The following is a 26,148-nucleotide window of genomic DNA, read 5'->3' as shown; positions in this document are numbered from 1 at the left end:
GACCATGGCCGACGTGAAAGGCCAGAACGGCAAGACCATCGACTGCTATTGCACCGACAGCACCGGCGGGCGGCAGGAACTGGGCGACATGATCTGCCTTCACGTCGATGGCAAGATGTTCATGGCGCAATGCCAGATGTCGCTCAACGTGCCGATGTGGCGCAAGATCTCCGACGGCTGCCTGTCATCCGCCTTGCCCGGCAGCGGCGAGCCATCTCTCGACCCGGGCGCGGTTGACTCCTAGATCGCTCTTGCCGAAACGCGCGCGGCTGTTGATCTCGATGTGGCGCGGGCCGTCTTCATCGCCCGCGTCCCCGTAAAGCCGGAGCGTCGCGTAATCCGGAAAGCCCCACACTTTCGAGCGCGTCACGTAGGTTATCATCCCCTCCTCGACCGATCCGGCCAGCACCTTGGTGCGCGGCTCCTCGCGGATGATCCCGTCCAACCGCTCGAACAGGGCGCGATCTCCGCTCCCGCGCCACACATGCCAGTTGGAGCCTTCGAAATGACCAAACCCCGACAGGTCGGCCGGCCTGTGCCAGCGCGCCGGATCGCTCGGGGCAAGCCGCACGTAAAGCGCGCCCCCCAGCACCAGCGCCCCCACGACGACCCCAAGGCCCACGACCCATTTCATCTCCGCACGCCGGCCGGGTGCCTGCCGGCGACATCACTCATCGTCCCGACCCCGGCCACGCCGCGTCCAGCCCCAGAGACACAGAAGCTCCGTCACCACATGCGCGCCCGCCACCGCCGTTGCACCGCCCGCATCGAAGGGGGGCGAGACCTCCACCACGTCGCCGCCCACCATGTTGATCCCCGCGATATCGCGCAGCAGGATCGCCGCCTGCCCGCTCGTGAGGCCACCCCAAACCGGCGTGCCGGTGCCGGGCGCGAAACCGGGATCGAGCGCGTCGATATCGAATGTCACGTAGGTCGGATGGTCGCCCACGATCTCGCGGACACGCTTTGCCGCCGCCGCGGGCCCCTTCTCGTGCACCTCCCGCGCGTCGATGATCGTGACGCCGAGCGGATCCTCGTTCACCGTGCGGATACCCACCTGCACGCTGCGCTTCGGATCCACGAGCCCTTCCTTCACGGCCTTGTAGAACATCGTGCCGTGATCGATCCGGTCCATGTTGTCGTCGGGCCAGGTATCGGTATGCGCGTCGAACTGCACGAGCGACAGGGGCCCGAACTTCTCGGCATAGGCGCGCAGGATCGGGAACGAGATATAGTGATCTCCGCCGATCGCGATACTGGCCGCGCCCGCGTCGAGGATCTTCTTGATATGCGCGGTCAGCGCCTTGGGGAACTCGGGGATATTGGCATAATCGAAGGCCAGGTCGCCGTAATCCACCACGTCGAGATCGTTCATCGGATCGAACCCGTCCCATCCGTAGGGCGCGTCGAAGGCCTGAAGCGTGCTCGCCTCGCGCACCGCGCGGGGGCCGAGCCGCGTGCCGGGGCGGTTCGTGACCGCCTGGTCGAAGGGCACACCCGTGATGGCGATATCCACCCCGTCCAGATCCTTGGTATAGCGCCGCCGCAGGAACGAGGTGGCGCCGCCGAAGGCGTTCTCGCTTGACAGCCCGCGCAGGCTCTCGCGGGTGAAGGCCTGGTCGACCTGGTTCTTGGCGTCTTCGAGCGACATGATACCTTCCCTCTTTCCCTCTTTCGTGGTCTATTCGGCGGCCTGGGCGACCGGCTGCGCCCGCTCCACCAGCCGCGCCAGGAACGACGCGCCCACCGGCGCCACCGCGTCGTTGAAATCGAAGGCCGGGTTATGCAGCCCCGGCCCCTCGCCCTGTCCCAGGAACAGGTAGGCCCCGCGCCGCGCCTCGAGCATGAAGGCGAAATCTTCGGCGCCCATGTCGCGCGGACGGTCCGTGCGCACGCCCTCCGGCCTCACCACCCCGCGCGCCACCTCGGCGGCAAAATCGACCGCCGCCGCGTCGTTCACCGTGGCCGGGTATCCCACCTCGATCCGCAGCGTCGCCTCGACGCCATAGCTCGCGGCCTGGCCCGCCACGATCTCCTGCAGGCGACGATGAACCATCTCCTGCACGTCCCTGTCGAAGGTGCGGATCGTGCCATTCACATAGGCACTCTGCGGGATGACGTTGTCGGCGCTTCCGGTATGGATCTGCGTCACCGACACGACAAGCGCGTCGCCCGCGCGATTGTTGCGGCTCACGATGGTCTGGATCGCCTGCACGATGCCGCAGGCGGCGACCACCGGGTCGCGCGTCTCGTGCGGCAGTGCACCGTGCCCGCCGAGCCCGGTGATCTCCACATGCAGCGTATCGACCGCCGCCATGACCGGGCCAGCACAGGTCGCGAAGGTCCCCGCCTCCTGCCCCGGCATCGTGTGAAGCGCGAAGACCTCCCCGATCCCGTAGCGGTCGAGCACGCCTTCGTCGACCATCACCTTGGCGCCCCCGGGTCCCTCTTCGGCCGGCTGGAAGATGAGCGCCACCTTGCCCGCGAAATTCCGTGTTTCCGCCAGGTATCGCGCCGCGCCCAGAAGCATCGCGGTGTGCCCGTCATGTCCGCAGGCATGCGTCACCCCCGCACGCTCCGAGGTCCATTCCGCGCCGCTCTGATCCGGCATGGGCAGCGCGTCCATATCCGCGCGCAGGCCCGTGACCGGCCCCGCGCCCTGCCCCTCGATCACCGCGACGACACCGCTTTCGGCGATGCCCGTCTCGATCTGGGTGATACCGAAGCCACGCAGTTGTTCGACCACGAACCGCGCGGTCTCGTGACAGTCGAAGCCGAGCTCCGGGTTTCGGTGAAGATGGCGCCGCCATGCGGCCATGTCGTCGGCGAACCCCGCGATCCGGTTGATGACCGGCATGCTCTGGACTCCTCTGGGCCTATTCGTCAGGTTCCCACTCAATCCCAATCGCGCCGGTGACGCAATGCCCCACGCCCCCGATCACGACAGCCCGACCGAGCGCCTTCTCGCGATCATGCGCGCCCTGCGCGACCCCGAGAGCGGCTGCCCCTGGGATATCGAACAGGATTTCGCCACCATCGCCCCCTATACGATAGAAGAGGCCTACGAGGTGGCCGACGCCATCGAACGCGAAGCTTGGGATGACTTGCGGGGCGAACTGGGCGATCTGCTGTTGCAGGTCGTGTTCCACGCCCAGATCGCCGCCGACCGCGGTCTTTTCGATTTCGACGATGTCGCCCGCGACGTGGGCCAGAAGATGCTCGACCGTCACCCGCATGTCTTCGGCAACGAAAGCCGCGACAAGTCCGCCGAACAGCAGACGCGGGACTGGGAAGCCATCAAGGCCGCCGAACGCGCGGCGAAGGCCCAGACCGGCACGCTGGACGGCGTCGCCGTGGGCCTGCCCGCACTCCTGCGCGCGATGAAGCTCCAGAAACGCGCCGCGCGCATCGGCTTCGACTGGCCCGAAACGGCGCAGGTCGTCGACAAGATCGCCGAGGAGGCGGCCGAGCTGCGCGAAGCCGCGGGCAGCCTGCCGCAGGAGAAGATCGAGGAGGAAATGGGCGATCTGCTCTTCGTCATGGCCAATCTCGCGCGGCATCTCGAGGTCGATCCCGAGACCGCGCTGCGGCGCGCCAACGCCAAGTTCACCCGCCGCTTCGAATGGATCGAGGCCGCCCTCGCCCGCGATGGCCGCCGTCCCGAGGAAAGCGACCTCGAGGAAATGGACACGCTCTGGAACGCCGCGAAGGCCGAAGGGCTTTAGTAGTTCCCCGCCACGTATTTCGCGATCGCGCCCCCCCGCGAATTGACCTCGAGCTTCTGGTAGATCGCCTTGAGGTAATACTTGACCGTGTTCTCGCTCAACCCCAGCCGCGCGGAAATCTGGAAGTTGGTGAGCCCGTCGCCCAGAAGCCCCAGTATCTCGTGCTCCCGCCGCGTCAGCGCATCCTGCGTGTCATTCGCGAGGCGCCGCAGGATGTCCGTCGGCACGAGGCTGTGCCCCTCCACCAGCTTCGTGAGGATGAGCGGCAGGGTCTCGATGATCCGACCCATCATGCAGACCGAATTGGCCCCGGCCTTGATCGCGGCGCGAATGAAGGCGAATTCCGAATCCTCGGCCACCACGACGACGAGCACGTGCGGAAACTCCTTCCCGAGCGTCGCGAGCGATTGCGCGAGATCGGCATCGGCGAGCCTGACCCCCAGGATCACGATGACCTTCCCGTCCTCCTGCCCCAGCGTTCGGCGCAGGCTGCGCAGGTCCGTCGCGAAGGGACCAAGCGCGATCCCGTCCATCTGCGCCACGAGCGAGCCGATCCCCTGGCAGACGATCACCTGCCGGTCCGCCACGATGACGCGAGATGTGTCCTGATCCGTCCTGTTCATCGACCTGAGCACGAGATGCCCCCGCTCCTTGCTTGCGAGGTTCAGTCTGCCCCGATGAACCACCTGAAATCAAAGGATTTTTAGGCATGCCTTTGTATACCGCCCCGGTCGCCCGGCATTCGGGCCCATCGGGTAGATCCTCCTACCCGTTCGATAAGCCCGCCCCGCAATCGGTCGCCCCGGCCATTCGCACGGGCGTTGTGACACCGACGGCCCACCGTCGATAAGGGACAAAACCGCGGAGGCTTCCATGCACGGCTACCAGCATCTCTTCATCCCCGGCCCCACCAACGTGCCGGAAAAGATCCGTCAATCCATGAACATCCCCATGGAGGACATGCGCGCGCCCGACTTCGCCGAATTCGTCTCGGGCCTTCTCACCGACCTGAAGAAGGTCTATCGCATGAAGGGCGGTCGCGTCTTCGTGTTCCCCTCCTCGGGCACGGGCGCATGGGAAAGCGCCATCCAGAACACGCTTTCCACCGGCGACCGCGTGCTCATGTCGCGCTTCGGCCAGTTCTCGCTTCTCTGGGCCGACATGGCCGAACGGCTGGGCCTCGAGGTCGAGCTCTGCGAGGTCGAGTGGGGCAAGGGTGTTCCGCTCGAGGCCTATCGCGATGCGCTCGCCGCCGATCGCGACCACGCGATCAAGGCCGTCTTCGCGACCCAGAACGAGACGGCCACCGGCGTGACCTCGGATATCGAGGGCGTGCGCCGGGTGCTCGATGAGACCGACCACCCCGCGCTGCTTTTCGTCGACGGGGTCAGCTCCATCGCCTCGATCCCCTTCGAGATGGAGAAATGGGGCGTCGATCTCGCCGTGTCGGGCTCGCAGAAGGGTTTCATGCTCCCCGCCGGGCTCGGCATCCTCGGCGTCTCGGACAAGGCGCTCGAGGTCAATCGCAGCTCCAATACCGGGATGAACCGTTGCTATTTCAGCTTCGAAGACATGATCAAGCTCAACGATACCGGCTATTTTCCCTATACCCCCGCGACCCAACTCCTGCGCGGCCTGCGCACCTCGCTCGACATGCTGCTCGAGGCGGGGATGGAGGCGGTCTGGGCGCGTCACCACTACCACGCCGAGGGCGTGCGCCGCGCCGTCGCGGCATGGGATGGGTGCGAACTCGTGGCGCAGGGACCGGAATGGGCCTCCGACACGGTCTCGGCCATCTACACGCCCGAGGGCGTTGATGCCCGCGACGTGATCTCGACCGCCTACGCCAAGTACCGGACATCCCTCGGCACCGGTCTCAACAAGCTCGCGGGCCGCGCCTTCCGCATCGGGCATCTGGGCTCGCTCAACCCCGTGATGCTTTGCGGCGCGATCTCCGCGGCCGAGATGGCGCTACGGGACGCGGGCGCCAGGGTCGAGCCGGGCTCCGGCGTGGCCGCGGCGCAGGAACATTACCGCACCGCGAGCGCATGACGTGACGCGAATCCTGCTCACCCGCGCCTGGCCCGACGCCGCAGAGGCCCGAGCGACAAGCCTCGGAGACGTGACGCTCCGTTGGCCCGACACGCCCATGACGGCCCCCGAGTGGATGGAGGCCGCACGGGACTTCGACGTCATCATGCCCACCGTCTCGGACACGATCCCGCCGGGGTTCTACGAGGCGGCGCACGGCAAGGTGAAGCTGCTGGCCAGCTACGGCGTGGGCTACAACCACATCGCCACCGACGCCGCGAAGGCGAACGGCATCGCCGTCACCAACACGCCCGGCGTGCTGACCGACTGCACTGCCGACCTCGCCATGGGACTGCTCATCGCCGCCGCGCGCCGCCTCGGCGAGGGCGAGCGGGAACTGCGCGCGGGCAACTGGGACGGCTGGCGGCCCACGCACCTGATCGGCAAGAAGGTGAGCGGCGCGACGCTCGGCATCATCGGGTTCGGCCGCATCGGTCAGGCCGTGGCGCATCGCGCGCATCACGGCTTCGGGATGCGCATCGTGTTCCAGAACCGAAGCCGCATCGCGCCCGAGATCGCTGCACGGACCGGCGCCCGCCAACTCGACACGATCCGCGCGGTCGCCGCCGAAGCCGATTTCCTTTCCCTCCACTGTCCCGGCGGGACCGAGACCGCCGGGCTCATCGACACCACCGTGTTCGACGCGATGAAACCCGGCGCCATCCTCGTCAACACCGCGCGCGGCGACGTGGTGGACGAGGACGCGCTCTTCGCCGCGCTCGAGAGCGGCCATCTCGGCGGCGCGGGCCTCGACGTCTATCGCGGAGAACCCGCGCTCGACCCACGCTTCCTTCGCCACGACAACATCGTCCTCGCACCCCACCTCGGGAGCGCAACCCAGGCCACGCGCAACGCGATGGGCGACCGCGCGCTCGACAATCTCGAGGCATGGCTCGCGGGCGCCGAACCGCCCGACCGGGTGGCATGACGCGATTTACCGAGTGTTAACCGTGTCCGATGCAAACCCCGGCAATGAACGGTCAGATCACACCAGAAATGTGGATGAATGATGTTTTCCGCTCACAGGCAGCCAGTGAGGGGCGTGTGGTTCGGCGAAAACTGCGTGACGCTGAGCGATACGTCGGTCTCGACCGATTCATAGCAGAGCTCGAACGCCGCGGCTTCCACGCGATTGAAAACGCCGGACAGATTATCGTTTTCTGCAATCAGGAACCACTTCGCCGCATCGCCTGACTGTTTTCTTGAAAGAAAACAGCCTGGAAAATTGCAATTTTCCAATCCGAAATCTCGCAAGATGCCGCTTCCGGCATCCCGTTGCATCCCGGTCCGACGGCGCCGGGTAGTCCGCCCTACCCGTTCCGCCACCGATCCCAACCCCGCGCGCAGGAACTTACCCGACGGCACGTTATCCACGGTCGCGAAGCCGGGCATCCTCGGGGTGAACACTCAAACCCGAGGACACCCGATGAGCTACACGCTTCACCCGCTCAAGAAACAGCGCCTCCAGCGATCCGAACTGGCCGTGCCCGGCTCGAACCCCTCGATGATCGAGAAGGCCGCCGACTCGGACGTGGATTACATCTTTCTCGACCTCGAGGACGCCGTGGCCCCGCCCGACAAGGTGGGCGCGCGAAAGAACATCATCGAGGCGCTCAACGACATCGACTGGCGCGCCAAGGGCAAGACGATGTCGATCCGCATCAACGGGCTCGACACTCATTACATGTATCGCGACGTGGTCGAGATCGTCGAACAGGCGGGTCAGCATCTCGATACGATCCTCGTGCCGAAAGTGGGCGTGCCCGCCGATCTCTACGCGGTCGAGACGATGGTGAGCCAGATCGAGGAGGCCATGGGGTTCGACCATGAAATCGGGCTCGAGGCGCTCATCGAGACCGCGCTCGGCATGGCCAATGTCGAGGCGATCGCCGCCACCCCGGGCCGGCTCGAGGCGCTGCATTTCGGCGTGGCCGACTATGCCGCGTCGAACCGCGCGCGCACCGTGGTGATCGGCGGGCTCAACCCCGACTATCCCGGCGACCAGTGGCACTTCGCCCTCAGTCGCATGACCGTGGCCTGCCGCGCCTACGGCCTGCGCGCCATCGACGGCCCGTTCGGCGATTTCTCCGACCCCGACGCCTACACCGCCTCCGCCAAGCGCGCCGCCGCTCTCGGGATCGAGGGCAAATGGGCCATCCACCCCGGCCAGATCGCCCTTGCCAACGACGTCTTCTCACCGCCCGAGGCCGAAGTGACCCGCGCCCGGCGCATCATCGAGGAACTGCGCAAGGCCGAAGCCGAGGGCAAGGGCGCGGCCAGCCTCGATGGCAAGATGATCGACGCGGCCTCCGAAAGGATGGCCAACAACGTGTTGCAGGTGGCCGACGCCATCGCCGCCAAGGGATAAGGGAGGCCCGAGAGATGGACATTCACGAATACCAGGCCAAGGAATTGCTCAGGCGCTACGGCGTCAACGTGCCGCGCGGCGGCATCGCCTACAGCCCCGAGCAGGCCGTCTACCGCGCGCAGGAGCTTTCGGGCGAGCGCTGCGTGGTCAAGGCGCAGATCCACTCCGGCGCCCGCGGCAAGGCCGGCGGCGTGCGCGTCTGCTCCACCGATGACGAGATCGCCGACGCCGCCGCCTGGATGCTGGGCCGCAAGCTCGTGACGCACCAGACCGGCCCGCAGGGCAAGCTGGTGGGCCGCCTCTATGTCGAGGAAGCCACCGACATCGCGCAGGAAATCTATCTCGGCTTCGTCATGGACCGCACCGAGGAGCGCGTGGTCGTCGTGGCCTCCGCCCAAGGCGGCATGGAGATCGAGGAGATCTCCGAAAGCGAGCCCGACAGCATCATCCGCTCGGTCGTCGATCCGGCGGTCGGCATGCAGGCCTTCCAGGCGCGTGAGATCGCCTTCGCGCTCGACCTCGCACCGCCGCTCATTCCGCAGGCGGTCAAGGCCATCACCGGCGCCTACCGCATGATGGACGAGCTCGACGCCGCCATGCTCGAGATCAACCCCCTCGTCGTCACCGGCGCGGGCGAGATCGTCGCGCTCGACTGCAAGCTCAGCTTCGACGAGAACGCCCTTTTCCGGCACCCCGAGATCTCGGAGTTGCGAGACAAGAGCCAGGAAGACCCGCGCGAGACCTACGCAGGCGACCGCGGCCTCAACTACATCGGGCTCGAGGGCGAGATCGGCTGCATCGTCAACGGCGCCGGCCTCGCCATGGCCACGCTCGACATGATCAAGATGGCCGGTGGTGAGCCCGCGAACTTTCTCGACGTGGGCGGCGGCGCGTCGCCCGAACGGGTTCTCATGTCCTTCAAGGCCGTGCTCAACGACCCGAATGTCGAGGCGGTGCTCGTCAACATCTTCGCCGGCATCAACCGCTGCGACTGGATCGCCGAGGGCGTCGTGCGCGCGGTGCGCGAACTCGATCTGAAGCTCCCGCTCGTCGTGCGCCTCTCGGGCACCAACGTGGAGGAAGGCCGCCAGATCCTTGCCGAAAGCGGACTCGACATCACCACCGCCGAAACCCTGGCCGAGGCCGCCGAGAAGGTCGTCAAGGCATGGAAACAGGGCAACATGAACAAGGGGGAGGCTGCGTAATGGCCATTCTGATCGACCGCGACTCCAAGGTGCTCGTTACCGGCCTCACCGGCCGCATCGGCAGCTTCCACGCACAGGAAATGGCCGACTACGGCACCAACGTCGTCGGTGGCGTGACCCCCGGCAAGGGGGGCAGCACACATAACGGCCTTCCGGTCTTCAATACCGTCAAGGGCGCCGTGGCCGAGACCGGGGCCGATACGGTCATCGCCTTCGTCCCGCCTCCCTTCGCGGCCGATTCGATCATGGAAGCGGCGGATGCGGGCATCGGCACCTGCGTCTGCATCGCCGACGGTATCCCGACGCAGGACATGATCCGCGTCAAACGCTACATGCGTCGCTACAAGGAGGCCCGGCGGATGCGCCTCATCGGGCCCAACTGCGCGGGCATCATCACCCCGGGCCAGGCCTTCGCGGGTCTCATGCCGCCCCATATCTATCTCGAGGGGCGCGTCGGGATCATCGGGCGCTCCGGCACTCTCGGCTACGAGGCGGCAAGCCAGATGAAGGCGCGCGGCATCGGCGTCAGTTCCTCCATCGGCATCGGCGGCGACCCGATCAACGGATCGAGCTTCCGCGACATCCTGGAACTTTTCGAAGAAGATCCCGACACCGACGCGGTCGTCATGGTGGGCGAGATCGGCGGCCCGCAGGAGGCCGCGGCGGCGGAATACATCCGCGACCACATGACCAAGCCCGTCGCGGCCTATATCGCCGGGCTCTCGGCACCCAAGGGGCGGCGCATGGGCCACGCGGGGGCGATCGTGCAGGCTTTCGGCGAAAGCGCGCAGGAGAAGGTCGATATCCTGAAGGAGTGCGGCGTCACCATCGTGCCGACCCCCTCGGCCTTCGGCGAAACGGTGGAAGAGATGCTGGCGGCCTGAGGTCGGGCCGGTCCCCTCGGGCGGCGCTCGGCGCCGCCCCTTTTTCATGGCGATCACCTTTGCGCGACCTCCCGCTCACACCTGCATTTTGGGCCTTCCCTTGGCCACGAACCGGCATTAATCGGCGCGATATCAGGTGTTCGTCACCGTTCCGGAAAAATTGCCACATTCTCGCCCCAATTTAACCACCTCCACGCCCCGATCTTGGATCAAATTGTCAGGATATGCGCCGTCAGGGCGCTGGCCCTGTCGGTTGATCCATCTCAAAGGATGAGCCCATGGCCCAGTCACTCCAACGTCCCGCCGATCCCAAGCCGGTCCGCCCACAGCCCGCGAAACCGGCCCTTCCCCGCAAGCCCCAGGTCATCTCGCGCCAGGTCTTCACCGACTTCGCGAGTATCTGAACACCCGCCGCATAAGGCGAGATCGCGGAACAAGGCCGCTCCCGGCGGCGTTCATTTTCGAACGCAAACTTTACCGGGAGCAATCCGCATGGACATCATCCGTATCATCGCCGCCATTCTCCTGCCGCCGCTGGGCGTCTTTCTCCAGGAAGGCCTGGGCAAGCATTTCTGGATCAACATCCTTCTCACGATCCTGGGCTACATCCCCGGCATCGTCCACGCCGTCTGGATCATCGCCCGCCGGTCCCCCGCCGCCCCATGACCGAGCATGAACGCGCCCGCCTCGAGCGGCTCGAACGCATCGCGCGCCGCATGGACAAGGCGTTTCGCGTCCCGTTCACCGGCATCCGGCTCGGCTGGGACTCGATTCTCGGGATCGTGCCGGGGATCGGCGACACCCTGACCACCGCCCCGGCCTTCTACATCGTCTACGAGGCGCATCGTCTCGGCGCCAGCAAGCCGCTCGTCATGCGGATGGTGTCGAATATCGGCATCGACTGGCTGGTCGGTCTCATCCCGCTTTTCGGCGATCTGCTCGACGTGGGGATCAAGTCCAACATGCGCAACGTGCAGCTTCTGCGCGCCCACATGGAAAGGGCGGCGCATGATGCACCGCCCTCCCGCGACATTCGGGACAGATCGGCCTAGCCGACGATCTCGAGACCCGAGAAGAAAAACGCGATCTCTTCCCTGGCGGTCTCGGGCGCGTCCGAGCCATGGACCGAGTTCTCGCCGACCGACTCGGCGAACTCGGCGCGGATCGTGCCGGGGGCGGCGTCCGCGGGGTTGGTTGCGCCCATCACTTCCCGGTTCTTCGCGATCGCGCTCTCGCCTTCGAGAACCTGCACCACGACCGGCTCCGAGGCCATGAACTCGCACAGCTCGTCATAGAACGGGCGTTCCGCGTGGACCTTGTAGAACTCGCCCGCCTGTGCCTTCGAAAGCTGGATGCGCTTCTGCGCCACGATGCGCAGGCCCGCCTCCTCGAACTTGGCGTTGATCTTGCCGGTGAGATTGCGCTTGGTCGCGTCGGGTTTGATGATGCTGAGTGTGCGTTCTTTGGCCATGGTCGCCTCGCTGATGGGATTTCGATTGGCGCGGGCAGTATCACGCGGCCGTCACGGGTGAAAGACCCTTTCGGCCTGCGACAACATGGCATGACCGCGCGACTTCCCAATTCTGATAATTTCTATCAGATTTAGTCCGGCAAACCACCACATCTCATCGAAGGACCGACATGACCTCATTCATCCGCAGCAGCCTCGGCCCCGCGTTCCTCCTCGCCATCGCACCGCTCTCGGCGGTGGCGGCTCCCATGGCGTTGACCTATGACCAGTTCGAGGTCGCCGTGCCGCATCTCGATCTCGAGACCTGCCCCGATGCCCTTGCGGCCGAAGACGTGTTCTGCCGCGCCACGCTCAATCACGACGAAATCCACGTCTTCGTCTTCGAACGCGGCGGCGACAATGCCCTCGTCGGTTTCGGCTCGTTTCCCGCCGAGGGGCTCGATGCGCTACTGAAGTGAACCCGCCGTTGACAAGCGCCGGGCGAAACGCCATCGCTCGGCGCATGTTGCGCATATCCGACATCTCCTATTCCGTCGCCGGACGCCCGCTGATCGTCGACAGTTCCGTTACGATCCCCGACGGCCACAAGGTCGGCATCGTGGGTCGGAACGGCACGGGCAAGACCACCCTTTTCCGCCTCATCCGCGGCGAGCTCGCGCTCGAACAGGGAAGCATCACCCTGCCGGCCCGCGCCCGCATCGGCGGCGTCGCGCAGGAGGTGCCGGGCAACGAGGTCTCGCTGATCGACACGGTGCTCGCCGCCGATACCGAGCGCGCGCGGCTCCTGTCGGAGGCCGAGACCGCCACCGACCCCGCCCGCATCGCCGAGGTGCAGACCCGTCTTGCCGACATCGACGCATGGGGGGCCCCCGCCCGCGCGGCCACCATCCTGCGCGGTCTCGGCTTCACCCCCGCCGAACAGGAAATGCCGTGCAGCGCCTTCTCGGGCGGCTGGCGGATGCGCGTGGCGCTCGCCGCCGTGCTTTTCTCGGCGCCCGACCTCCTGCTGCTCGACGAGCCCACCAACTATCTCGACCTCGAGGGCGCTCTCTGGCTCGAAAGCTATCTCACGCGCTATCCGCACACCGTCCTCATCATCAGCCATGATCGCGGCCTCCTGAACCGCGCGGTCGGCGCGATCCTGCATCTCGAGGACCGCAAGCTCACGCTCTACCAGGGCAACTACGACACCTTCGCGCAAACCCGCATGGCCCGCCTCGCCGCCGCCGAGGCCGAAGCCAAGAAGCAGGAGGCACGCCGCGCCCACCTGCAATCCTACGTGGACCGTTTCCGCTACAAGGCCGACAAGGCGAAACAGGCGCAGTCCCGCCTGAAGGCGCTCGCCCGGATGCAGCCCATCACCCGCCCGCAGGAGGCCGCGCTGCGCGCCTTCGCCTTCCCCGAACCCGAGGAGCTTTCCCCGCCCATCATCTCGCTTGAGGGTGGCTCGGTCGGCTATGACGGCACGCCGGTCCTGTCGCGCCTCGACCTGCGCATCGACCAGGACGACCGCATCGCGCTTCTGGGCCGCAACGGCGAGGGGAAATCGACCCTCTCGAAGCTTCTCTCGGGTCGCCTTGCCCCGATGTCGGGCCGCATGACCACCTCGGCCAAGCTGCGCGTCGGCTACTTCGCGCAACACCAGGTCGACGAGCTTCACGTGGACGAGACACCGCTCGACCACATCCGCCGCCTGCGCCCCGAGGAGACACCCGCCCGCCTGCGCGCGCGGCTCGGTGGCTTCGGCATCGGCGCGGAGCAGGCCGACACCATCGTCGCGCGCCTGTCGGGCGGTCAGAAGGCACGCCTCTCGCTGATGCTCGCCACCATCGACGCGCCGCACATGCTCATCCTCGACGAGCCCACGAACCATCTCGACATCGAAAGCCGCGAGGGCCTGGTCGAGGCGCTGACCGCCTATTCCGGCGCCGTCATCCTCGTCAGCCACGACATGCACCTGCTCAGCCTCGTGGCCGACCGGCTCTGGCTCGTGAAGGACGGTCGCGTCGCGCCCTACGATGGCGACCTCGAAAGCTACCGCCAGAGTCTCATCGCCCCCGAGAAACCCGAGGGCAAACCCAGGCCCGAGAAACGCGACAGGCGCCCCTCGCGCGACGCCATCCTCGCGCTGCGCCAAGACGTGCGCAAATGCGAGGAGCGCGTGGAAAAGCTTCAGGACATGTCCGAGCGCCTCGCCCGGAAGCTCGCCGATCCGGCCATGTATGACGACGCGCGCAAGGACGAAGCCGCCGTCTGGCAACGCAAATACGCCGAGGTGATGGACGGGCTCGAGCGCGCCGAGACACTCTGGATGCGCGCCCTCGAGAAACTCGAAAAGGCCGAAACATAGCGCGGCATCTGTCCACCCCCTCACCTGGCGCCATATCATGACCCAGCTCACGATCCTCCTCCCCGCCGCCGGTGCCTCGCGCCGGATGCGTGGCCGCGACAAGCTCGTCGAAGAGATCGGGGGGCAGCCGCTCCTGCGCCGGCAGGTCATTGTCGCGCTCGGAACCGGCACTCCGGTTCTCGTCACCCTGCCCGCCGAAGACGGTGCCCGCGCGCGGGCGCTGGCCGGTCTCGACTGCACGCGCGTGACGGTCGGCGATCCGGCCGAGGGCATGGCGGCCTCCCTGCGTGCGGGCCATGCGGCGGCGGATGCGGGCCACGCGCTCATGGTACTCCTGCCCGACATGCCGGATCTGACCACCGACGATCTTGCCCGGATGATCGCGCGCTTCTCCACGCACCCCGACACCGTGCTGCGCGCCACCTCCGAAGACGGGGTCGATGGCCATCCGGTGATCCTGCCCGCCCGCCAGCGCGCCCGCATTCCGGCCCTTCGCGGCGATACCGGAGCGAGGTCCCTCATCGCGAACGAGAAAGTGGCGCGGCTGGCGCTTCCGGGCAACCGCGCCACCACCGATCTCGATACGCCCGAGGCCTGGGCGCGCTGGCGCGCCCGTCAGGCGGGCTGAGCCTCGCCCATCAGCACCTGCGCCTCGTGGGACTTGAGCGTGAGCCGCGCCGTGGTGAACGCCTCGCGCCCCGCCTGCGTCCGAAGTTCGGGGAAGAGCGTCAGCAGTTCGTCGCGCTGCGCCTTCTCCACCGCCCGCAGCGCCTCGTCGCCGGGCTGGAAGCTCTCGGTCCACGCCCCATCGGCCAGCACCACCTCGTGCCGGTCACACATCACGTGGACATAGGTCACACCCTCTGCGCCCCGCACCCGGTCCACGCCGTCGAGGCCGGTCAGATGCTTGGCCGGGATCAGCACCTCGCGCTCGCCGAACATCATCTCGGCCAGCTCGTTCACGATCAGCATCCGGTGATTGGGACTGACCAGCATGTCGCGGTTGGGCATGTCCTCGCCCAGCGCGCCCTTGCGGATGAGGACGGGCGCGAGTTTCGGCTCCCGCGCAAGCGCCGCCGCCGACAGGCCCTTCCGCCCGGTCCAGCACAGTTCCCTGATGCCACTGTCGCGCGTGATCACCTGGTCGCCGGGGCGCAGATCCTCGACCGGGCGCACGCCCCGCGGGGTCGCGATCACCGTGCCCGGCGTGAAACAGATCACGAGGTTCTCGATATCCGAATAATTGATATTCGCGGTCTCGCCGCCCCGCTGCAACTGGATCTGGCCATCGAAACCGGGGTTCCCGTTGCTCTCGGGATTCTGGACGAAATTCGTGACGCGCCAGCCATCGGCCACCAGCGCGCTGATGTCGAGCGTGTCGTTGTCATCGCCGCCCGATCCGCCCTGAACCGTCGTGTTGTTGACGCCGGAACTGCCGAAACCGGCGACCGTCACCGTATCGGCATCATCGCCGCCCGAGAGCACATCATTGTCGCCGCCGCCGAAGATCTGGTCATTGCCCGCGCCACCTTCGACACGGTCCGACCCGTCCCCGGCCTCCAGCGTGTCGGCGCCCTCACCACCCATCAGCGTGTCGTTGCCCGATCCGCCCGACAGGCTGTCATTGCCGCCCTGGCCCAGGATCACGTCATTGCCCGCGCCACCCTCGAGGGTGTCGTTCCCCTCCTCGAAGGGGGTGATCACCGGGTCGTCGATAAGATCGCCGCTGAAACTGAAACCCGATTGCGTGCTGCGCGTCTCGAGCGTGAATTCGATGAATTCGCGGTTCTCGAACGCCGCCGAGAACCATGCGTCCTGATCCGAAGGATCGTTGCTCTCGGTGCCCGACGCCGTGATCGTGCCGCCTGCGTCCACCACGTTGAGCGACGTGTCCGCCGAGGTGGCATAGCTCGTGAAGCTCGACGCGTCGATCGTCACCGACTCCTGGTCGCCCACGCTGTTGCGATCGAGGTCGTTGACCGTCGCGGTGGAATTGAGGGCGACCGGATTGCCCGTCGCCGGATCGAAGAACTCCAGCCGGAAACTCGCCGTCTCGCCGCCGTAGCGCTCGCCGGAGCCTCTTCCGCTGTTGAGCAGGATCTCCGCGCCTTCGGGTCCGCTCAGATCCACGTTGAGACGCGAATCGCTCACCCCCGTCAGGATAAGCCGGCCCCAGACCTGCGTGCCGTCCTCGAGCTGGGCCACGTTCCGATAGATGGCCTCGTCGCCCACCCTCGCGTTGTTGTCCCCCCTTGAACTGTCGGAGACGAGGTTGTCGCGCGCAACCGTCAGCGGCGACGCGTCATTGCCGAGACTGGTGCCCTCGCCCCGATCGCCGAAAATCGTGTCGTTGCCGTCGCCGCCCGAGATGCTGTCATCCGCCCCTTCCCCGGAAAGAAGGTCGTTTCCGCCGAACCCCTCGATGGTGTCGTCTTCGTTCGTTCCCTTGATCGTGTCGTTACCGGGAGTGCCGGGAAGATAAGCCATCTTGAGGTCCTCGTAAAATGTCCCCCTTCCGCCTCAATACGGACACGGGAATGCCATAATCGAGTTTCTCATAGCACGAGAACGCCCACCTACCTATCCCGCACAGAGGACCGGGACCGGGGAGAATGGCGGTATTTCGCCACGATTGACGCAACGGAAGAAACAATCCCGACGGATCACCGGGATTGTTCCGTCCAGAACCGGACTGGCCCCCGCAACCGATTCCGAAGACCGGCCCGCGGGGATGCGGGCCGGCCCGGCTGCAAGGGATCACGTCGTGAGAAGCTGCGCCTCGTGCTTCCTGAGCGACCGGCGCGCCGCCTGGTAGGCGTTCACACCCTCGGCATGGCGCAGTTCCGGGAAGAGCGTGTAGATCTCCTCGCGGCTTGCATCATCCATGTCGCCAAGCGTCTGCTCACCGGGCTGGAAGCTCTCGGTCCACGCCCCGTTCGAAAGCACGACTTCGTGCTGATCGAACATGAAGTGGATATAGCTCACCTCGTCGGTATCGACCGGGTCCACACCCTCGAGCCCGGTCAGATGCTTGGCCGCGACCAGCACCTCGCGGTCCTCGAAATAGAGTGCCGATTTCTCGTTGTTGATCAGCACCCTGTGGTTCGGACTGACCAGCAGGTCGGTCTCCGGCAAACCACGGCCCAGCGCACCCGCACGGATAAGCACCGGCCTGAGCTGCGGCGCCTGCAGAAGCTCGGCGCCCTTCAGGTCGCGCCGTCCGACCCAGCGGATTTCCTGCAAGCCGTTGTCGCGGGTGATCACCCGGTCGCCGATCTCGAGGTCCTCGACCTTCCGCTCGCCCTTCGGCGTGGCGATGAGCGTGCCCGGCGTGAAGCACGGGATGATCCGCTCGATCTCCTGGAAGGTCATCGTGCTCGTGGTGTTGCCATCCCCGTCCAGGAAGTTGATCCGCCCCGAGATCGAGTTGCCGTCGGGATCGACCGTCCGGTCCACGATCTCGAAATCCCCCGCCCCGGTCAGGTCGAGCGTGTCGAAATCGTCTCCGCCGGCGCCGCCGTCGGCATTGTCGCCATCGGCATCTTCCGCGCTCGAGATGATGAACGTGTCACGGCCCGTGTCGCCCGACATGTCGTCGGCCCCGGCCCCGCCGATGATCGTGTCATCATCGGCCCGGCCCTCGATCACGTCGTCGCCGTCGCCGCCCTCGATCACGTCGTCGCCATTGCCGCCCTGAAGCGTGTCGTCGCCGTCACCACCGAGGATGCTGTCGTCGCCGTCCTGGCCGCGGATGAAGTCGTTGTCGATACCGCCATCGAGCGTGTCATCGCCCGTTCCGCCCAGGATCGTGTCGTCGTCATCCTCGCCGAAGATGAGGTCGTCACCGGCCCCGCCGCTCAGCAGGTCGTCGCCATTGTCGGGCTCGGGGTCGCGGTCGTCGGGAATGTTGACCGAGTCGTTGTTGATCCCGCCATAGATCGTGTCATCCCCGTCACCGCCGTGAACGGTATCGCTGCCTTCACCGGCGATGATGAAATCGTCCCCGGCGTCGCCGCTGACCTCGTCATCGTCCAGCCCGGCGTCGATCACGTCGTCGCCGTCACCGCCCGAGATCGTGTCCGCGTCGTCTCCCGTGGTGATGGTGTCGTCACCGGCACCGCCATACACCAGGTCGCGATCGTTGTCGGGGTTCGGGTCCTCCGGGACGACCTTGCCAAAGCCCCTGTCGGGCAACGGGAAATCCGGGTCTTTCGGATTGAGTACGGGGTTCGACGTGTCGATCACGTCATCTCCGTCTCCGCCGATCGCGGTATCGTTGCCCAGCCCGCCGAGGATCGTGTCGTCGCCGTCGCCGCCGTCGAGCGAATCGTCGCCCTTGCCGCCGTCGAGCGTGTCCTCGCCCGCGTCACCGCGCAGGGTGTCGTCGCCCTCGCCACCGTCGAGACTGTCCTCGCCGGCATCCCCGCGCATGGAATCGTCTCCCGCCTCGCCCATGAGCGTGTCGTCCCCCTCGCGACCGCGCACCGTGTCGTCACCGTCGCCGGCCTCCACGATGTCGTCGTTCGAGCCGACATTGCCCAGGATGGCGTCGTTGTTGTCGATGCGGTCCCCGTCCGGATCGCCCGTGTAGGGCAGGTCGATCACGTCATCTCCGGGCGTGCCCGAGACGATCCCGTCCGGCTCGGGCAGGATCAGCGTCTCGATCTCCGAGAACTCCATCGTTCCGGTCGGGTTGCCCTCCGCATCGAGGAACTCGATCACGCCGCTCGTCGAGTTGCCGTCCGGGTCGTCGGTCTGGCTCAGCACGCGCAGCGGCCCGCTTCCGCTCAGGTCGAGCGTGTCGTTGTCATCGCCGCCGCTGCCGCCGTCCACGACGTCCCCCACCGTGCCGCCGGTGATCGTGTCGGCGCCGTCGCCGCCCATGATCTGGTCCGCGCCCGCGCCGCCGGTCAGGGCGTCGTCGCCACCCTCGCCCAGGAGCGTGTCGTCGCCCTCGCCGCCGATCAGCGTGTCATCGCCCTCGTCGATCTCGGGATAGGTGTCGAAGTAGACATCGGTGATGTTGATGCCAGAATTGTTGTCGCCATCCTGGCTGTGCTCGATCTCGATCCGCGAGACCGGGCCGGGAATGTCCACGAGCACCGAATACTCCTCGGAATAGTCCGGCTTGTAGCCACCCTTGCTGTCGGCGGTATCCGCCCCCGGCACCGAATCCGTGTCCTTCAGCGAAAGCCGCGAACCGCCATCGAGATCGACCTCGATCGGGTTTCCGTCGGCGTCATACGCCGTGACCTTCACCAGGCCATCACCGTCGATATCGTTGATGCGGAAGGACACGTTTTCCACGGGGCGCGAGAAGTCCAGCGCGAATTGCGCCGATTGTCCCTCGCCGCGAAGCTCGTTGGCCATCGAGGAGCAGGCGTTGATGGACCCGCCGTCGGTCTCGATGTCCTTCACCTGCTGACGATCGGTGCTGAATTCCGTCGGTCCGCGGCCGGTCTTGGAAAAGCTCACATCGACGCTGCCGGTGCTCATCGTGAAATCGCGAAGGTGGTCGCCGTCGTCGATGCCCCGTGTGCCGTCATGACCGTCCGGGTCGGGCGCCTTGCTCCAGCGCAGGACCTCGCGGCTCGCGATATTGTCCCTGATGTCACGGTCCCCGATCAGCAGGTCGTCGCCCTCGCCGCCGTTGAGACTGTCATCGCCCGCGCCCCCGAAAACCTCGTCGTCGCCCGCGCCCGCCAGCACGGTGTCGTCACCGTCGCCCGCATTGACGATATCGTCATCGCCCGTCTCGCCCGGAAGCAACGCGTCGCCCCCGTCGATCCGGTCGCCCTCGGCATCCGCCGGGGTCAGCGCATTGATCTCGTTGTCCGATGCATCCCCGTCGACGACACCGGCACCGGTGTCCGTTCTGTCAATCCCCATGACCCTTCTCCTAACTTACGGCCCCCAGACCGTCCGCAAAATACGGAAAACCAAAATACCCCGCCGACAATAGAGCGGCGACAAGAGCGACCTGCACGGACCTCGTCATCATGCTGTTGGAGGGGAGATAACCGGCGCGTCGTTGCGTCGCCGATTGACCAAGGCTCGCGCCATGGTCGTCATATGTATCACGCGCCAAACCTTCGGCAGCATCGCGATTACACATCTCCCGTATCAAGCCGATACGTGCCCTGTGCGGTCGCCCCCGTGACCTATCTTCATCGCCCCCCAGCCGGGCTTGACCGTTTTATGGCACAGCCTGCGGGCCACAAAGGAAAATTTGATGCAGACATGTCCAGATTGTGTCGAAAATCGTCGCATTATCGCCGGGCACGCACCCAATCCCACGCGGCCTCCCAGGCGCGATTTTCACGCATGAGATGTGAGGCGATCCGTGATCGCCATTCTTTTCCTGACCGCTCAGTCAACCGCGCGATTCACCGCACGCAACCCATGCGGGAATGATGGTTTCTGTTTCGGAAACGATTCAAAATCTTTGCGACGGGCCGACTTACCGACCGACCCCCTCTCCGCCGACTTGGAATCGCCCCCAATCCGGCGGATTCCTGATCTTTGGCCCGTCCCCGGAAACACTCTCCATGATTCGCCAGCGCCGCGGCGCGGCACCCGCCCCGTCATCGCGCAAATTCCGCTTGGGAAAGACTTGGGAAAGATCGGAGTGGTGCCCAAGGTCGGACTCGAACCGACACGCCCGTGAAGGCGGGGGATTTTGAATCCCCTGCGTCTACCATTCCGCCACTTGGGCCGCTGCGTCCGGTATTTAGCGAATGGCTCGCGCTCCGTCCAGACCTCTTGACCCCCTGCGCGCCGCGTGGTCAACCGCGTCCACCACGAAGGGACAATGCATGCTCAGACGCCTCTATGACTGGACGATCTCGCTTGCCGATCATCCCCGCGCGCTCTGGGTTCTCGCGCTCGTCTCCTTCATCGAAAGCTCGGTCTTTCCGATCCCACCCGATGTCCTGATGATCCCCATGATCCTCGCCCGGCCGTCCCGCGCGTGGCTCGTGGCCATCGTGGCGCTCGTGTCGTCGGTGCTGGGCGGGCTTCTGGGCTACGCCATCGGCGCCTTCGCCTACGAGACGATCGGGCAACCCATCCTCGCCGCGCTCGGCAAGGGCGACGCGATGGAGGCGTTCTCGACCCGTTTCAACGACATGGGCTTCTGGGCGGTGCTGACCGCCGGGGTGACGCCCTTTCCCTACAAGGTCATCACCATCATGTCGGGCTGGACGGGGATGCCGTTCTTTACCTTCGTGGCCACCTCGATCCTGGCCCGCGGCCTGCGGTTCTTTCTCGTGGCGGCGCTTCTGTGGAAATTCGGCGCGCCGGTGCGGGACTTCATCGAGCGCCGCCTCGGCCTTATGTTCACGCTGTTCGTGGTGATCCTCGCCCTCGGCTTCTACGTGGTGAAATTCCTGTGATGCAGCGCAACCTTCTCATCGGCCTCGCCGCCTTCGGCTCCCTCGCGCTTCTCCTGGGCGCCTTCGCGTTCCAGCACCTGGGCGGCCTCGCCCCCTGCAAGCTGTGTCTCTGGCAGCGCTGGCCCCATGCCGCCGCGCTCGTCATCGCCTGTGCGGCCGTGGCGGTGCGCGGGCGGCTCTTCCCGGCGCTCGGCCTCCTCGCGGCGCTCTCGACCGCGGCGCTCGGGTTCTATCATACCGGGGTCGAGCGCGGCTGGTGGGAAGGGCCCGCCACCTGCTCGGCGACCGGCGGCGAGGGGCTGAGCGACGCGGATTTCTTCGACAGGATCGTCACCGCCCCGGTGGTCCGTTGCGACGAGGTCGCGTGGGACCTCCTCGGCCTGTCGATGGCAAGCTGGAACGCGCTCGCAGCCCTCGGGCTCGCCCTGCTCTGGTATCTCGCCCTGCGCAAGAGCTGAGCGCTTGACCCATGCAGAACCCGCCTCCTATCGTCACCGCGAAAGGAGACCCCGCCATGCGCAATCTCGATCCCGTTCACTACACATCGCCCGACATCCACCGCGCGGATATCGACAGCATCTTCGCGCGTAGCTGGCAGCTGATCGGTCCGGCCTCGCGCCTGCGTCAGCGTGGCGACTACATCGCAACCGAGATCGCGGGCCAGAAGGTTTTCGTACGGCAGACCCGCGACGGCATACGTGCGTTCCGCAATGTCTGTCGCCACCGCGGCGCGCGCCTTCTGCCCGAGGGAACGGGGCGTTGCAACACCATCCGCTGCCCCTATCATCAATGGGTCTGGGGCGAGGACGGATCGCTCCTCAACGTGCCGTGGTGGGGCGACGACCCGGATTTCGAGATGTCCGACTGGGCGCTCGATACCGTCGAATGGGACATCTGGCGCGGTCTCCTCTTCGTGGCCATCGACCCCGCGCAGAGCCTCGAGGCTCAACTCGGTGACACCATTCCCGAGCTTGCCGACGAGCCGCTCGAAACCTTCCAGTGGACCTGCGAGGAAGTGTTGACCTTCGACGCGAACTGGAAAATCTACACGGACAATTTCGTCGAAGGGTATCACATCCCCGGCATCCATCCCGAATTCCATGCCGCGATCGACTTCGACGCCTTCAGCACCACCGCCCATGACGGCCTCGTGCGGATGACCGCCCCGCCGAAGCAAGGTCTTTTCTATCGTGGCAAATGGCTCTGGATGTGGCCCAACTGGACCCTCTCGCTCTTCGAAGGCGGCATGAACACGAGCCGCATCAACCCCATCGACCACCGGCGCACCGAGCTGATCTACAATTTCTACTTCGCGGATACCTCGCCCGAGACGTCCGAGGCCCGGGCGAAAACCATCGCGGACAACCTCCAGGTCGTGCGCGAGGATTTCGAGGTCTGTCTCGAAACGCAGAAAAACTACGAAAGCGGCGGATACCGCCCCGGCCCCCTCTCGCCGCGTCACGAACAGGGCGTGAAGTATTTTCAGGACAGGTTGCGGGCTGTCTCGGACTGATGGCCCTGGCACGCGGAAGATAGAGAATGCTATCTCACGCGGACGCCTTGCGCGTGCTCAGAAGCAGGTTCGTCTCGCTCGACACCACCCCGTCGAACCGGCGGATCTGGCTGATCACCCCGTCGATCTCCTCGAGCGAGGTGGTTCCCAGTTCCACGATCAGGTCCCACCGCCCGTTCGTGCTGTGCGTCGCGCGCACCGCGCTCAGGCCGTTGAGCTGGCGCAGGATGCGATCCGTGCCGCGCCCCTCGATCCCCAGCATCATGAGCGCGCGCACCGGGTCGCGCGCCGTCTCGGACTTGAGAACCACCGTGAAGCCCACGATATCGCCGCTTCGCTGCAACCGTTCGATCCGGCTGCGCACCGTCGTCCGTGACACGCCGAGTTCGAGCGCCAGTTCCGACAGCGACGCGCGCGCATTGTGGCGCAAGGCCGAGATCAGGCGCTGGTCGATCTTGTCCATTTCGAAATCTCCACCGTCCGATTCGATCAAGCCGCTTCCCATAAGTCCGAAATAGCCGCTTCACTTCAACCCTTCTGCGCAGCATTCTGCACCTGTCATCCGAGATGTTGCCGGAGGTTCACATGACACATTGCATTCTCGTCGGCGTGCCCATGGACAGCGGCAAGCGCCGCCAGGGCTGCCGCATGGGGCCCGACGCCTACCGCGTGGCCGAGATCGAGCGCGCCCTCACCGACCTGGGCCACACGGTCGAGGACATCGGCAATGTCGAGCCCGACCGCGCCGAAGCGCCCGATACCCTGCCCTCGCATCTCCATGCCCCCGCGCAGATGATCGGCTGGACCTCCGCGCTGGCGCGCACCGCCGAAGAGGCATTGCCGCGCGGTCTGCCCATATTCATGGGCGGCGATCACGGGCTGGCGCTCGGCACCATCCTCGGCGCGGCGCGCCACGCCGCGCATGAGGGGCGCCCGCTCTTCGTGCTCTGGCCCGACGCGCATACCGATTTTCACACGCCGCAGAGCACCGGCTCGGGCAACCTTCACGGCGCGCCCCTGGGCTACGTCACGGGGCGCACGGGCTTTCACGGCTTCCCCGAGGTCGATCACCCCGTCCCGCACGAGAATATCTGCCTGCTCGGCCTGCGCTCCGTCGATCCCGAGGAACGCGACGAGCTTCAGCGGACCTCGATCCGCTACCACGACATGCGCTCGATCGACGAGACCGGCATCGCCCGGCCCCTGGCCGATTTCCTCGAGGTGGTCGCCCGCGCGAACGGGATGCTCCATGTCTCGCTCGATGTCGATTTCCTCGACCCGTCCTTCGCGCCCGCCGTCGGCACCACCGTGCCCGGCGGCGCCACCATGCGCGAGGCGCACCTGATGATGGAGATGATCTGCGACAGCGGCCTGATGACCTCGCTCGATCTCGTCGAGCTCAACCCCTTCCTCGATGAACGCGGCCGCACGGCGCAGGTGATGGTCGATCTGGCCGCCTCCGCCTTCGGGCGCCGCATCTTCGACCGACCGACCCGCGCCTACAGCTGAGGACCGTTTCCATGACCAAACCCACCCCGTCCGACAAGGCCCTCGTGCCCTTCGTCTCCGTCGACAACATGATGAAGCTCGTTCACCACATCGGGATCGAGCCGATGCTGCGCGGCCTCGCCGACTACATCGAGGCCGATTTCAAGCGATGGGAACTCTTCGACAAGACCCCCCGCGTGGCGTCGCATTCCGAGGAAGGCGTGATCGAGCTCATGCCCACCTCCGATGGCGAGGTCTATGGCTTCAAATACGTGAACGGCCACCCCAAGAACACGCGCGAAGGCTACCAGACCGTCACCGCCTTCGGCCTTCTGGCCAATGTCGGCAACGGCTACCCGGTGCTCTTGTCCGAGATGACCGTGCTGACCGCGCTCAGGACCGCCGCGACCTCGGCCATGGTCGCGCGCCACCTCGCGCCCAAGGGAGCCGACACGATGGCCATGATCGGCGCCGGCGCCCAGAGCGAATTCCAGAGCCTCGCCATGAAGGCCATCTGCGGCGTGAAGAACATCCGTCTTTACGACATCGACCCGGCTGCCACCGAGAAGGCGGTGCGCAACCTCACCGGCATGGGCCTCACCGTCACCGGCTGCAAGACCGCCGAGGAGAGCATGGAAGGCGCGCAGATCATCACCACCTGCACGGCCGACAAGCAATACGCCACGATCCTCACCGACAACATGGTGGGCTCGGGCGTGCACATCAACGCGATCGGCGGCGACTGCCCCGGCAAGACCGAGCTTGCGCCCGCGATCCTGACCCGCTCGGACATTCGTGGAATACCCGCCCCAGACCCGGATCGAGGGCGAGATCCAGCAGATGGACCCCGACCATCCCGTCACCGAGATGTGGGAAGTGCTGACCGGCAAGGCCAAAGGCCGCACCTCAGACGGCCAGATCACGCTCTTCGACAGCGTGGGCTTCGCGATCGAGGATTTCAGCGCGCTCCGCTACGTCCGCGATCACATCGAGGGGACGGAGCTCTACATGGATCTCGATCTCCTGGCCGACCCCGACGACCCGCGCGACCTCTTCGGGATGCTGCAACGCGCGGCCCCCTGAGCCGCACCGGCTCCACGTGGGTCCAGCGCCCCGTCACGGGACCATGCCCCCGGCGCACCTGACCGTCTGGAGGAAAGACGCGATGCGCCGGGGGGACGGGTGCGGCGCTAGCCGTCCGTCGTCGCCGGCACGAGCCCACGCTCCTGCGCGGCGACCATCTCGTCATCGTCGATGACGCCATCGTTGTTCAGGTCGATCTCGCTGAATGTCTCGACATCCATCTCCTCGTAGACGGCGCGAAGTTCCTCGATGGTCATCACCCCGTCGCCATTGGCGTCGATCTCGGTCACGCCCTCGCTGAGCGCGAAGGCCGAGTTCGCGATGAGCCCCATCGCGATGATGAGTGCAAGGTATTTGATCATGGCTGCGGTCTCCTCGTCCTGCCGATGCCGGTGCGGGCCTGCGCCCTCGGTGGCACGGTCCATACGACATGAGGAGACCCCGATGCTGCTTTCGCGTCGCGACCCTGTCTTTCCGGGCGGCGCCTTGCCCAAACCCGCCCGCGCCATGGGCCAAGCCTTGCCGAAAACCCGGCCTGCCGCGCCATCGGCGGAAACCCCCGCCGCGGGCCGCCGC

Annotated in this window: 27 protein-coding genes, 1 tRNA gene and 1 pseudogene; 18 read left to right on the top strand and 11 right to left on the bottom strand. The window is 66.2% G+C overall.

Annotated features, from left to right (window positions below):
- Window positions 1-4 precede the first annotated feature (4 nt).
- The gene (locus K1T73_RS08325; protein ID WP_310794418.1) at window positions 5-244 is read left to right on the top strand and encodes a hypothetical protein; all 240 of its coding nucleotides are present in this window, start codon (window positions 5-7) and stop codon (window positions 242-244) included.
- Here the strand turns inward: K1T73_RS08325 and K1T73_RS08320 are convergent.
- From K1T73_RS08320 to K1T73_RS08310, 3 genes are read right to left on the bottom strand one after another with little or no spacing between them, the layout of a single operon-like run.
- A complete protein-coding gene (locus K1T73_RS08320) occupies window positions 185-634 on the bottom strand; it encodes a DUF1499 domain-containing protein (protein ID WP_220603451.1) in 450 nt (149 codons plus the stop codon). The two genes, K1T73_RS08325 and K1T73_RS08320, sit on opposite strands and share 60 nt — an antisense overlap.
- 33 nt (window positions 635-667) lie before the next feature.
- Window positions 668-1,651: an agmatinase gene (gene speB, locus K1T73_RS08315; protein ID WP_220603450.1), complete on the bottom strand. Its 984-nt coding sequence runs from the start codon at window positions 1,649-1,651 to the stop codon at window positions 668-670.
- A 30-nt stretch (window positions 1,652-1,681) separates the two neighbouring features.
- On the bottom strand, window positions 1,682-2,857 hold the full coding sequence (locus tag K1T73_RS08310; protein ID WP_220603449.1) for a M20 aminoacylase family protein: 1,176 nt from the start codon (window positions 2,855-2,857) through the stop codon (window positions 1,682-1,684).
- Window positions 2,858-2,921: 64 nt separating this feature from the next.
- Between K1T73_RS08310 and mazG the strand changes: the two genes are divergently transcribed.
- Window positions 2,922-3,725 carry a nucleoside triphosphate pyrophosphohydrolase gene (gene mazG / locus K1T73_RS08305; protein ID WP_220603448.1) on the top strand — a complete coding sequence of 268 codons (804 nt, stop codon included), beginning with the start codon at window positions 2,922-2,924 and terminating at the stop codon, window positions 3,723-3,725.
- On the opposite strand, the gene K1T73_RS08300 is transcribed toward mazG, so the two are convergent.
- On the bottom strand, window positions 3,722-4,360 hold the full coding sequence (locus K1T73_RS08300) for a response regulator transcription factor (RefSeq protein ID WP_259400501.1): 639 nt from the start codon (window positions 4,358-4,360) through the stop codon (window positions 3,722-3,724). The genes mazG and K1T73_RS08300 overlap by 4 nt on opposite strands.
- Window positions 4,361-4,598: 238 nt before the next feature.
- Between K1T73_RS08300 and K1T73_RS08295 the strand changes: the two genes are divergently transcribed.
- Window positions 4,599-5,777 carry an alanine--glyoxylate aminotransferase family protein gene (locus K1T73_RS08295; protein WP_220603447.1) on the top strand — a complete coding sequence of 393 codons (1,179 nt, stop codon included), beginning with the start codon at window positions 4,599-4,601 and terminating at the stop codon, window positions 5,775-5,777.
- 1 nt (window position 5,778) lies between these two features.
- Window positions 5,779-6,744, top strand: a complete 966-nt coding sequence (locus tag K1T73_RS08290; RefSeq protein ID WP_259400500.1) for a D-glycerate dehydrogenase — start codon at window positions 5,779-5,781, stop codon at window positions 6,742-6,744.
- A 92-nt stretch (window positions 6,745-6,836) separates the two neighbouring features.
- On the opposite strand, the gene K1T73_RS18005 is transcribed toward K1T73_RS08290, so the two are convergent.
- Window positions 6,837-7,208: a hypothetical protein gene (locus tag K1T73_RS18005; protein WP_220603446.1), complete on the bottom strand. Its 372-nt coding sequence runs from the start codon at window positions 7,206-7,208 to the stop codon at window positions 6,837-6,839.
- Between the two features lie 34 nt (window positions 7,209-7,242).
- Between K1T73_RS18005 and K1T73_RS08280 the strand changes: the two genes are divergently transcribed.
- From K1T73_RS08280 to K1T73_RS08260, 6 genes are all read left to right on the top strand, one after another.
- Complete coding sequence (locus tag K1T73_RS08280; protein ID WP_220603445.1) at window positions 7,243-8,184, top strand: CoA ester lyase; 942 nt, start codon at window positions 7,243-7,245, stop codon at window positions 8,182-8,184.
- A gap of 14 nt (window positions 8,185-8,198) precedes the next feature.
- Window positions 8,199-9,389, top strand: a complete 1,191-nt coding sequence (locus K1T73_RS08275) for a malate--CoA ligase subunit beta (protein WP_220603444.1) — start codon at window positions 8,199-8,201, stop codon at window positions 9,387-9,389.
- The gene (sucD, locus tag K1T73_RS08270; protein WP_220603443.1) at window positions 9,389-10,273 is read left to right on the top strand and encodes a succinate--CoA ligase subunit alpha; all 885 of its coding nucleotides are present in this window, start codon (window positions 9,389-9,391) and stop codon (window positions 10,271-10,273) included. The genes K1T73_RS08275 and sucD overlap by 1 nt, the downstream gene beginning before the upstream one ends.
- 278 nt (window positions 10,274-10,551) lie before the next feature.
- On the top strand, window positions 10,552-10,677 hold the full coding sequence (locus tag K1T73_RS17895) for a hypothetical protein (protein ID WP_259400498.1): 126 nt from the start codon (window positions 10,552-10,554) through the stop codon (window positions 10,675-10,677).
- A gap of 88 nt (window positions 10,678-10,765) precedes the next feature.
- Window positions 10,766-10,939: a YqaE/Pmp3 family membrane protein gene (locus K1T73_RS08265; RefSeq protein ID WP_220603442.1), complete on the top strand. Its 174-nt coding sequence runs from the start codon at window positions 10,766-10,768 to the stop codon at window positions 10,937-10,939.
- Window positions 10,936-11,325, top strand: coding sequence for a DUF4112 domain-containing protein (locus tag K1T73_RS08260; protein ID WP_220603441.1), 390 nt, complete (start codon window positions 10,936-10,938; stop codon window positions 11,323-11,325). The genes K1T73_RS08265 and K1T73_RS08260 overlap by 4 nt, the downstream gene beginning before the upstream one ends.
- Here the strand turns inward: K1T73_RS08260 and ndk are convergent.
- Window positions 11,322-11,744, bottom strand: coding sequence for a nucleoside-diphosphate kinase (gene ndk, locus K1T73_RS08255; RefSeq protein ID WP_220603440.1), 423 nt, complete (start codon window positions 11,742-11,744; stop codon window positions 11,322-11,324). The genes K1T73_RS08260 and ndk overlap by 4 nt on opposite strands.
- Before the next feature lie 170 nt (window positions 11,745-11,914).
- On the opposite strand from ndk, the gene K1T73_RS08250 reads away from it, so the two are divergent.
- From K1T73_RS08250 to K1T73_RS08240, 3 genes are read left to right on the top strand one after another with little or no spacing between them, the layout of a single operon-like run.
- Window positions 11,915-12,202 (top strand): hypothetical protein, encoded by a 288-nt coding sequence (locus K1T73_RS08250; protein ID WP_220603439.1) that lies wholly within the window; start codon window positions 11,915-11,917, stop codon window positions 12,200-12,202.
- A gap of 44 nt (window positions 12,203-12,246) precedes the next feature.
- On the top strand, window positions 12,247-14,094 hold the full coding sequence (locus K1T73_RS08245) for an ABC-F family ATP-binding cassette domain-containing protein (RefSeq protein ID WP_220603438.1): 1,848 nt from the start codon (window positions 12,247-12,249) through the stop codon (window positions 14,092-14,094).
- 37 nt (window positions 14,095-14,131) lie between these two features.
- Window positions 14,132-14,722, top strand: coding sequence for an NTP transferase domain-containing protein (locus tag K1T73_RS08240; protein ID WP_220603437.1), 591 nt, complete (start codon window positions 14,132-14,134; stop codon window positions 14,720-14,722).
- On the opposite strand, the gene K1T73_RS08235 is transcribed toward K1T73_RS08240, so the two are convergent.
- The 3 genes from K1T73_RS08235 to K1T73_RS08215 form a co-directional block, all read right to left on the bottom strand.
- Entirely contained in the window at window positions 14,710-16,581 is a 1,872-nt protein-coding gene (locus tag K1T73_RS08235; RefSeq protein WP_220603436.1) for a Hint domain-containing protein, read from the bottom strand. The genes K1T73_RS08240 and K1T73_RS08235 overlap by 13 nt on opposite strands.
- A gap of 270 nt (window positions 16,582-16,851) precedes the next feature.
- Window positions 16,852-19,983: a Hint domain-containing protein gene (locus tag K1T73_RS08230; protein WP_259400497.1), complete on the bottom strand. Its 3,132-nt coding sequence runs from the start codon at window positions 19,981-19,983 to the stop codon at window positions 16,852-16,854.
- Window positions 19,984-20,723: 740 nt separating this feature from the next.
- Window positions 20,724-20,809, bottom strand: a tRNA-Leu gene (locus K1T73_RS08215).
- Between the two features lie 100 nt (window positions 20,810-20,909).
- On the opposite strand from K1T73_RS08215, the gene K1T73_RS08210 reads away from it, so the two are divergent.
- Genes K1T73_RS08210 through K1T73_RS08200 form a run of 3 tightly spaced genes read left to right on the top strand, consistent with a single transcriptional unit; the run spans window position 20,910 to window position 23,001 of the window.
- Window positions 20,910-21,488 carry a YqaA family protein gene (locus tag K1T73_RS08210; RefSeq protein ID WP_220603435.1) on the top strand — a complete coding sequence of 193 codons (579 nt, stop codon included), beginning with the start codon at window positions 20,910-20,912 and terminating at the stop codon, window positions 21,486-21,488.
- On the top strand, window positions 21,488-21,946 hold the full coding sequence (locus K1T73_RS08205; RefSeq protein ID WP_220603434.1) for a disulfide bond formation protein B: 459 nt from the start codon (window positions 21,488-21,490) through the stop codon (window positions 21,944-21,946). The genes K1T73_RS08210 and K1T73_RS08205 overlap by 1 nt, the downstream gene beginning before the upstream one ends.
- Before the next feature lie 56 nt (window positions 21,947-22,002).
- Entirely contained in the window at window positions 22,003-23,001 is a 999-nt protein-coding gene (locus K1T73_RS08200) for an aromatic ring-hydroxylating dioxygenase subunit alpha (RefSeq protein ID WP_220603433.1), read from the top strand.
- A gap of 34 nt (window positions 23,002-23,035) precedes the next feature.
- Here K1T73_RS08200 and K1T73_RS08195 read toward each other — a convergent pair whose 3' ends face one another.
- Window positions 23,036-23,464 (bottom strand): Lrp/AsnC family transcriptional regulator, encoded by a 429-nt coding sequence (locus K1T73_RS08195; RefSeq protein WP_220603432.1) that lies wholly within the window; start codon window positions 23,462-23,464, stop codon window positions 23,036-23,038.
- A 122-nt stretch (window positions 23,465-23,586) separates the two neighbouring features.
- Here K1T73_RS08195 and rocF point away from each other — a divergent pair, with 122 nt between their 5' ends.
- Window positions 23,587-24,510 (top strand): arginase, encoded by a 924-nt coding sequence (rocF, locus tag K1T73_RS08190; protein WP_220603431.1) that lies wholly within the window; start codon window positions 23,587-23,589, stop codon window positions 24,508-24,510.
- Window positions 24,511-24,521: 11 nt separating this feature from the next.
- Window positions 24,522-25,572 (top strand): annotated as a pseudogene (locus K1T73_RS08185) (ornithine cyclodeaminase).
- A gap of 107 nt (window positions 25,573-25,679) precedes the next feature.
- Here K1T73_RS08185 and K1T73_RS08180 read toward each other — a convergent pair.
- Window positions 25,680-25,934: an EF-hand domain-containing protein gene (locus K1T73_RS08180; RefSeq protein WP_220603430.1), complete on the bottom strand. Its 255-nt coding sequence runs from the start codon at window positions 25,932-25,934 to the stop codon at window positions 25,680-25,682.
- Window positions 25,935-26,148 lie beyond the last annotated feature (214 nt).

Source organism: Roseovarius sp. SCSIO 43702 (assembly GCF_019599045.1).
Lineage (GTDB): Bacteria > Pseudomonadota > Alphaproteobacteria > Rhodobacterales > Rhodobacteraceae > Roseovarius.
This window is presented reverse-complemented; position numbering and strand designations above follow the sequence as displayed.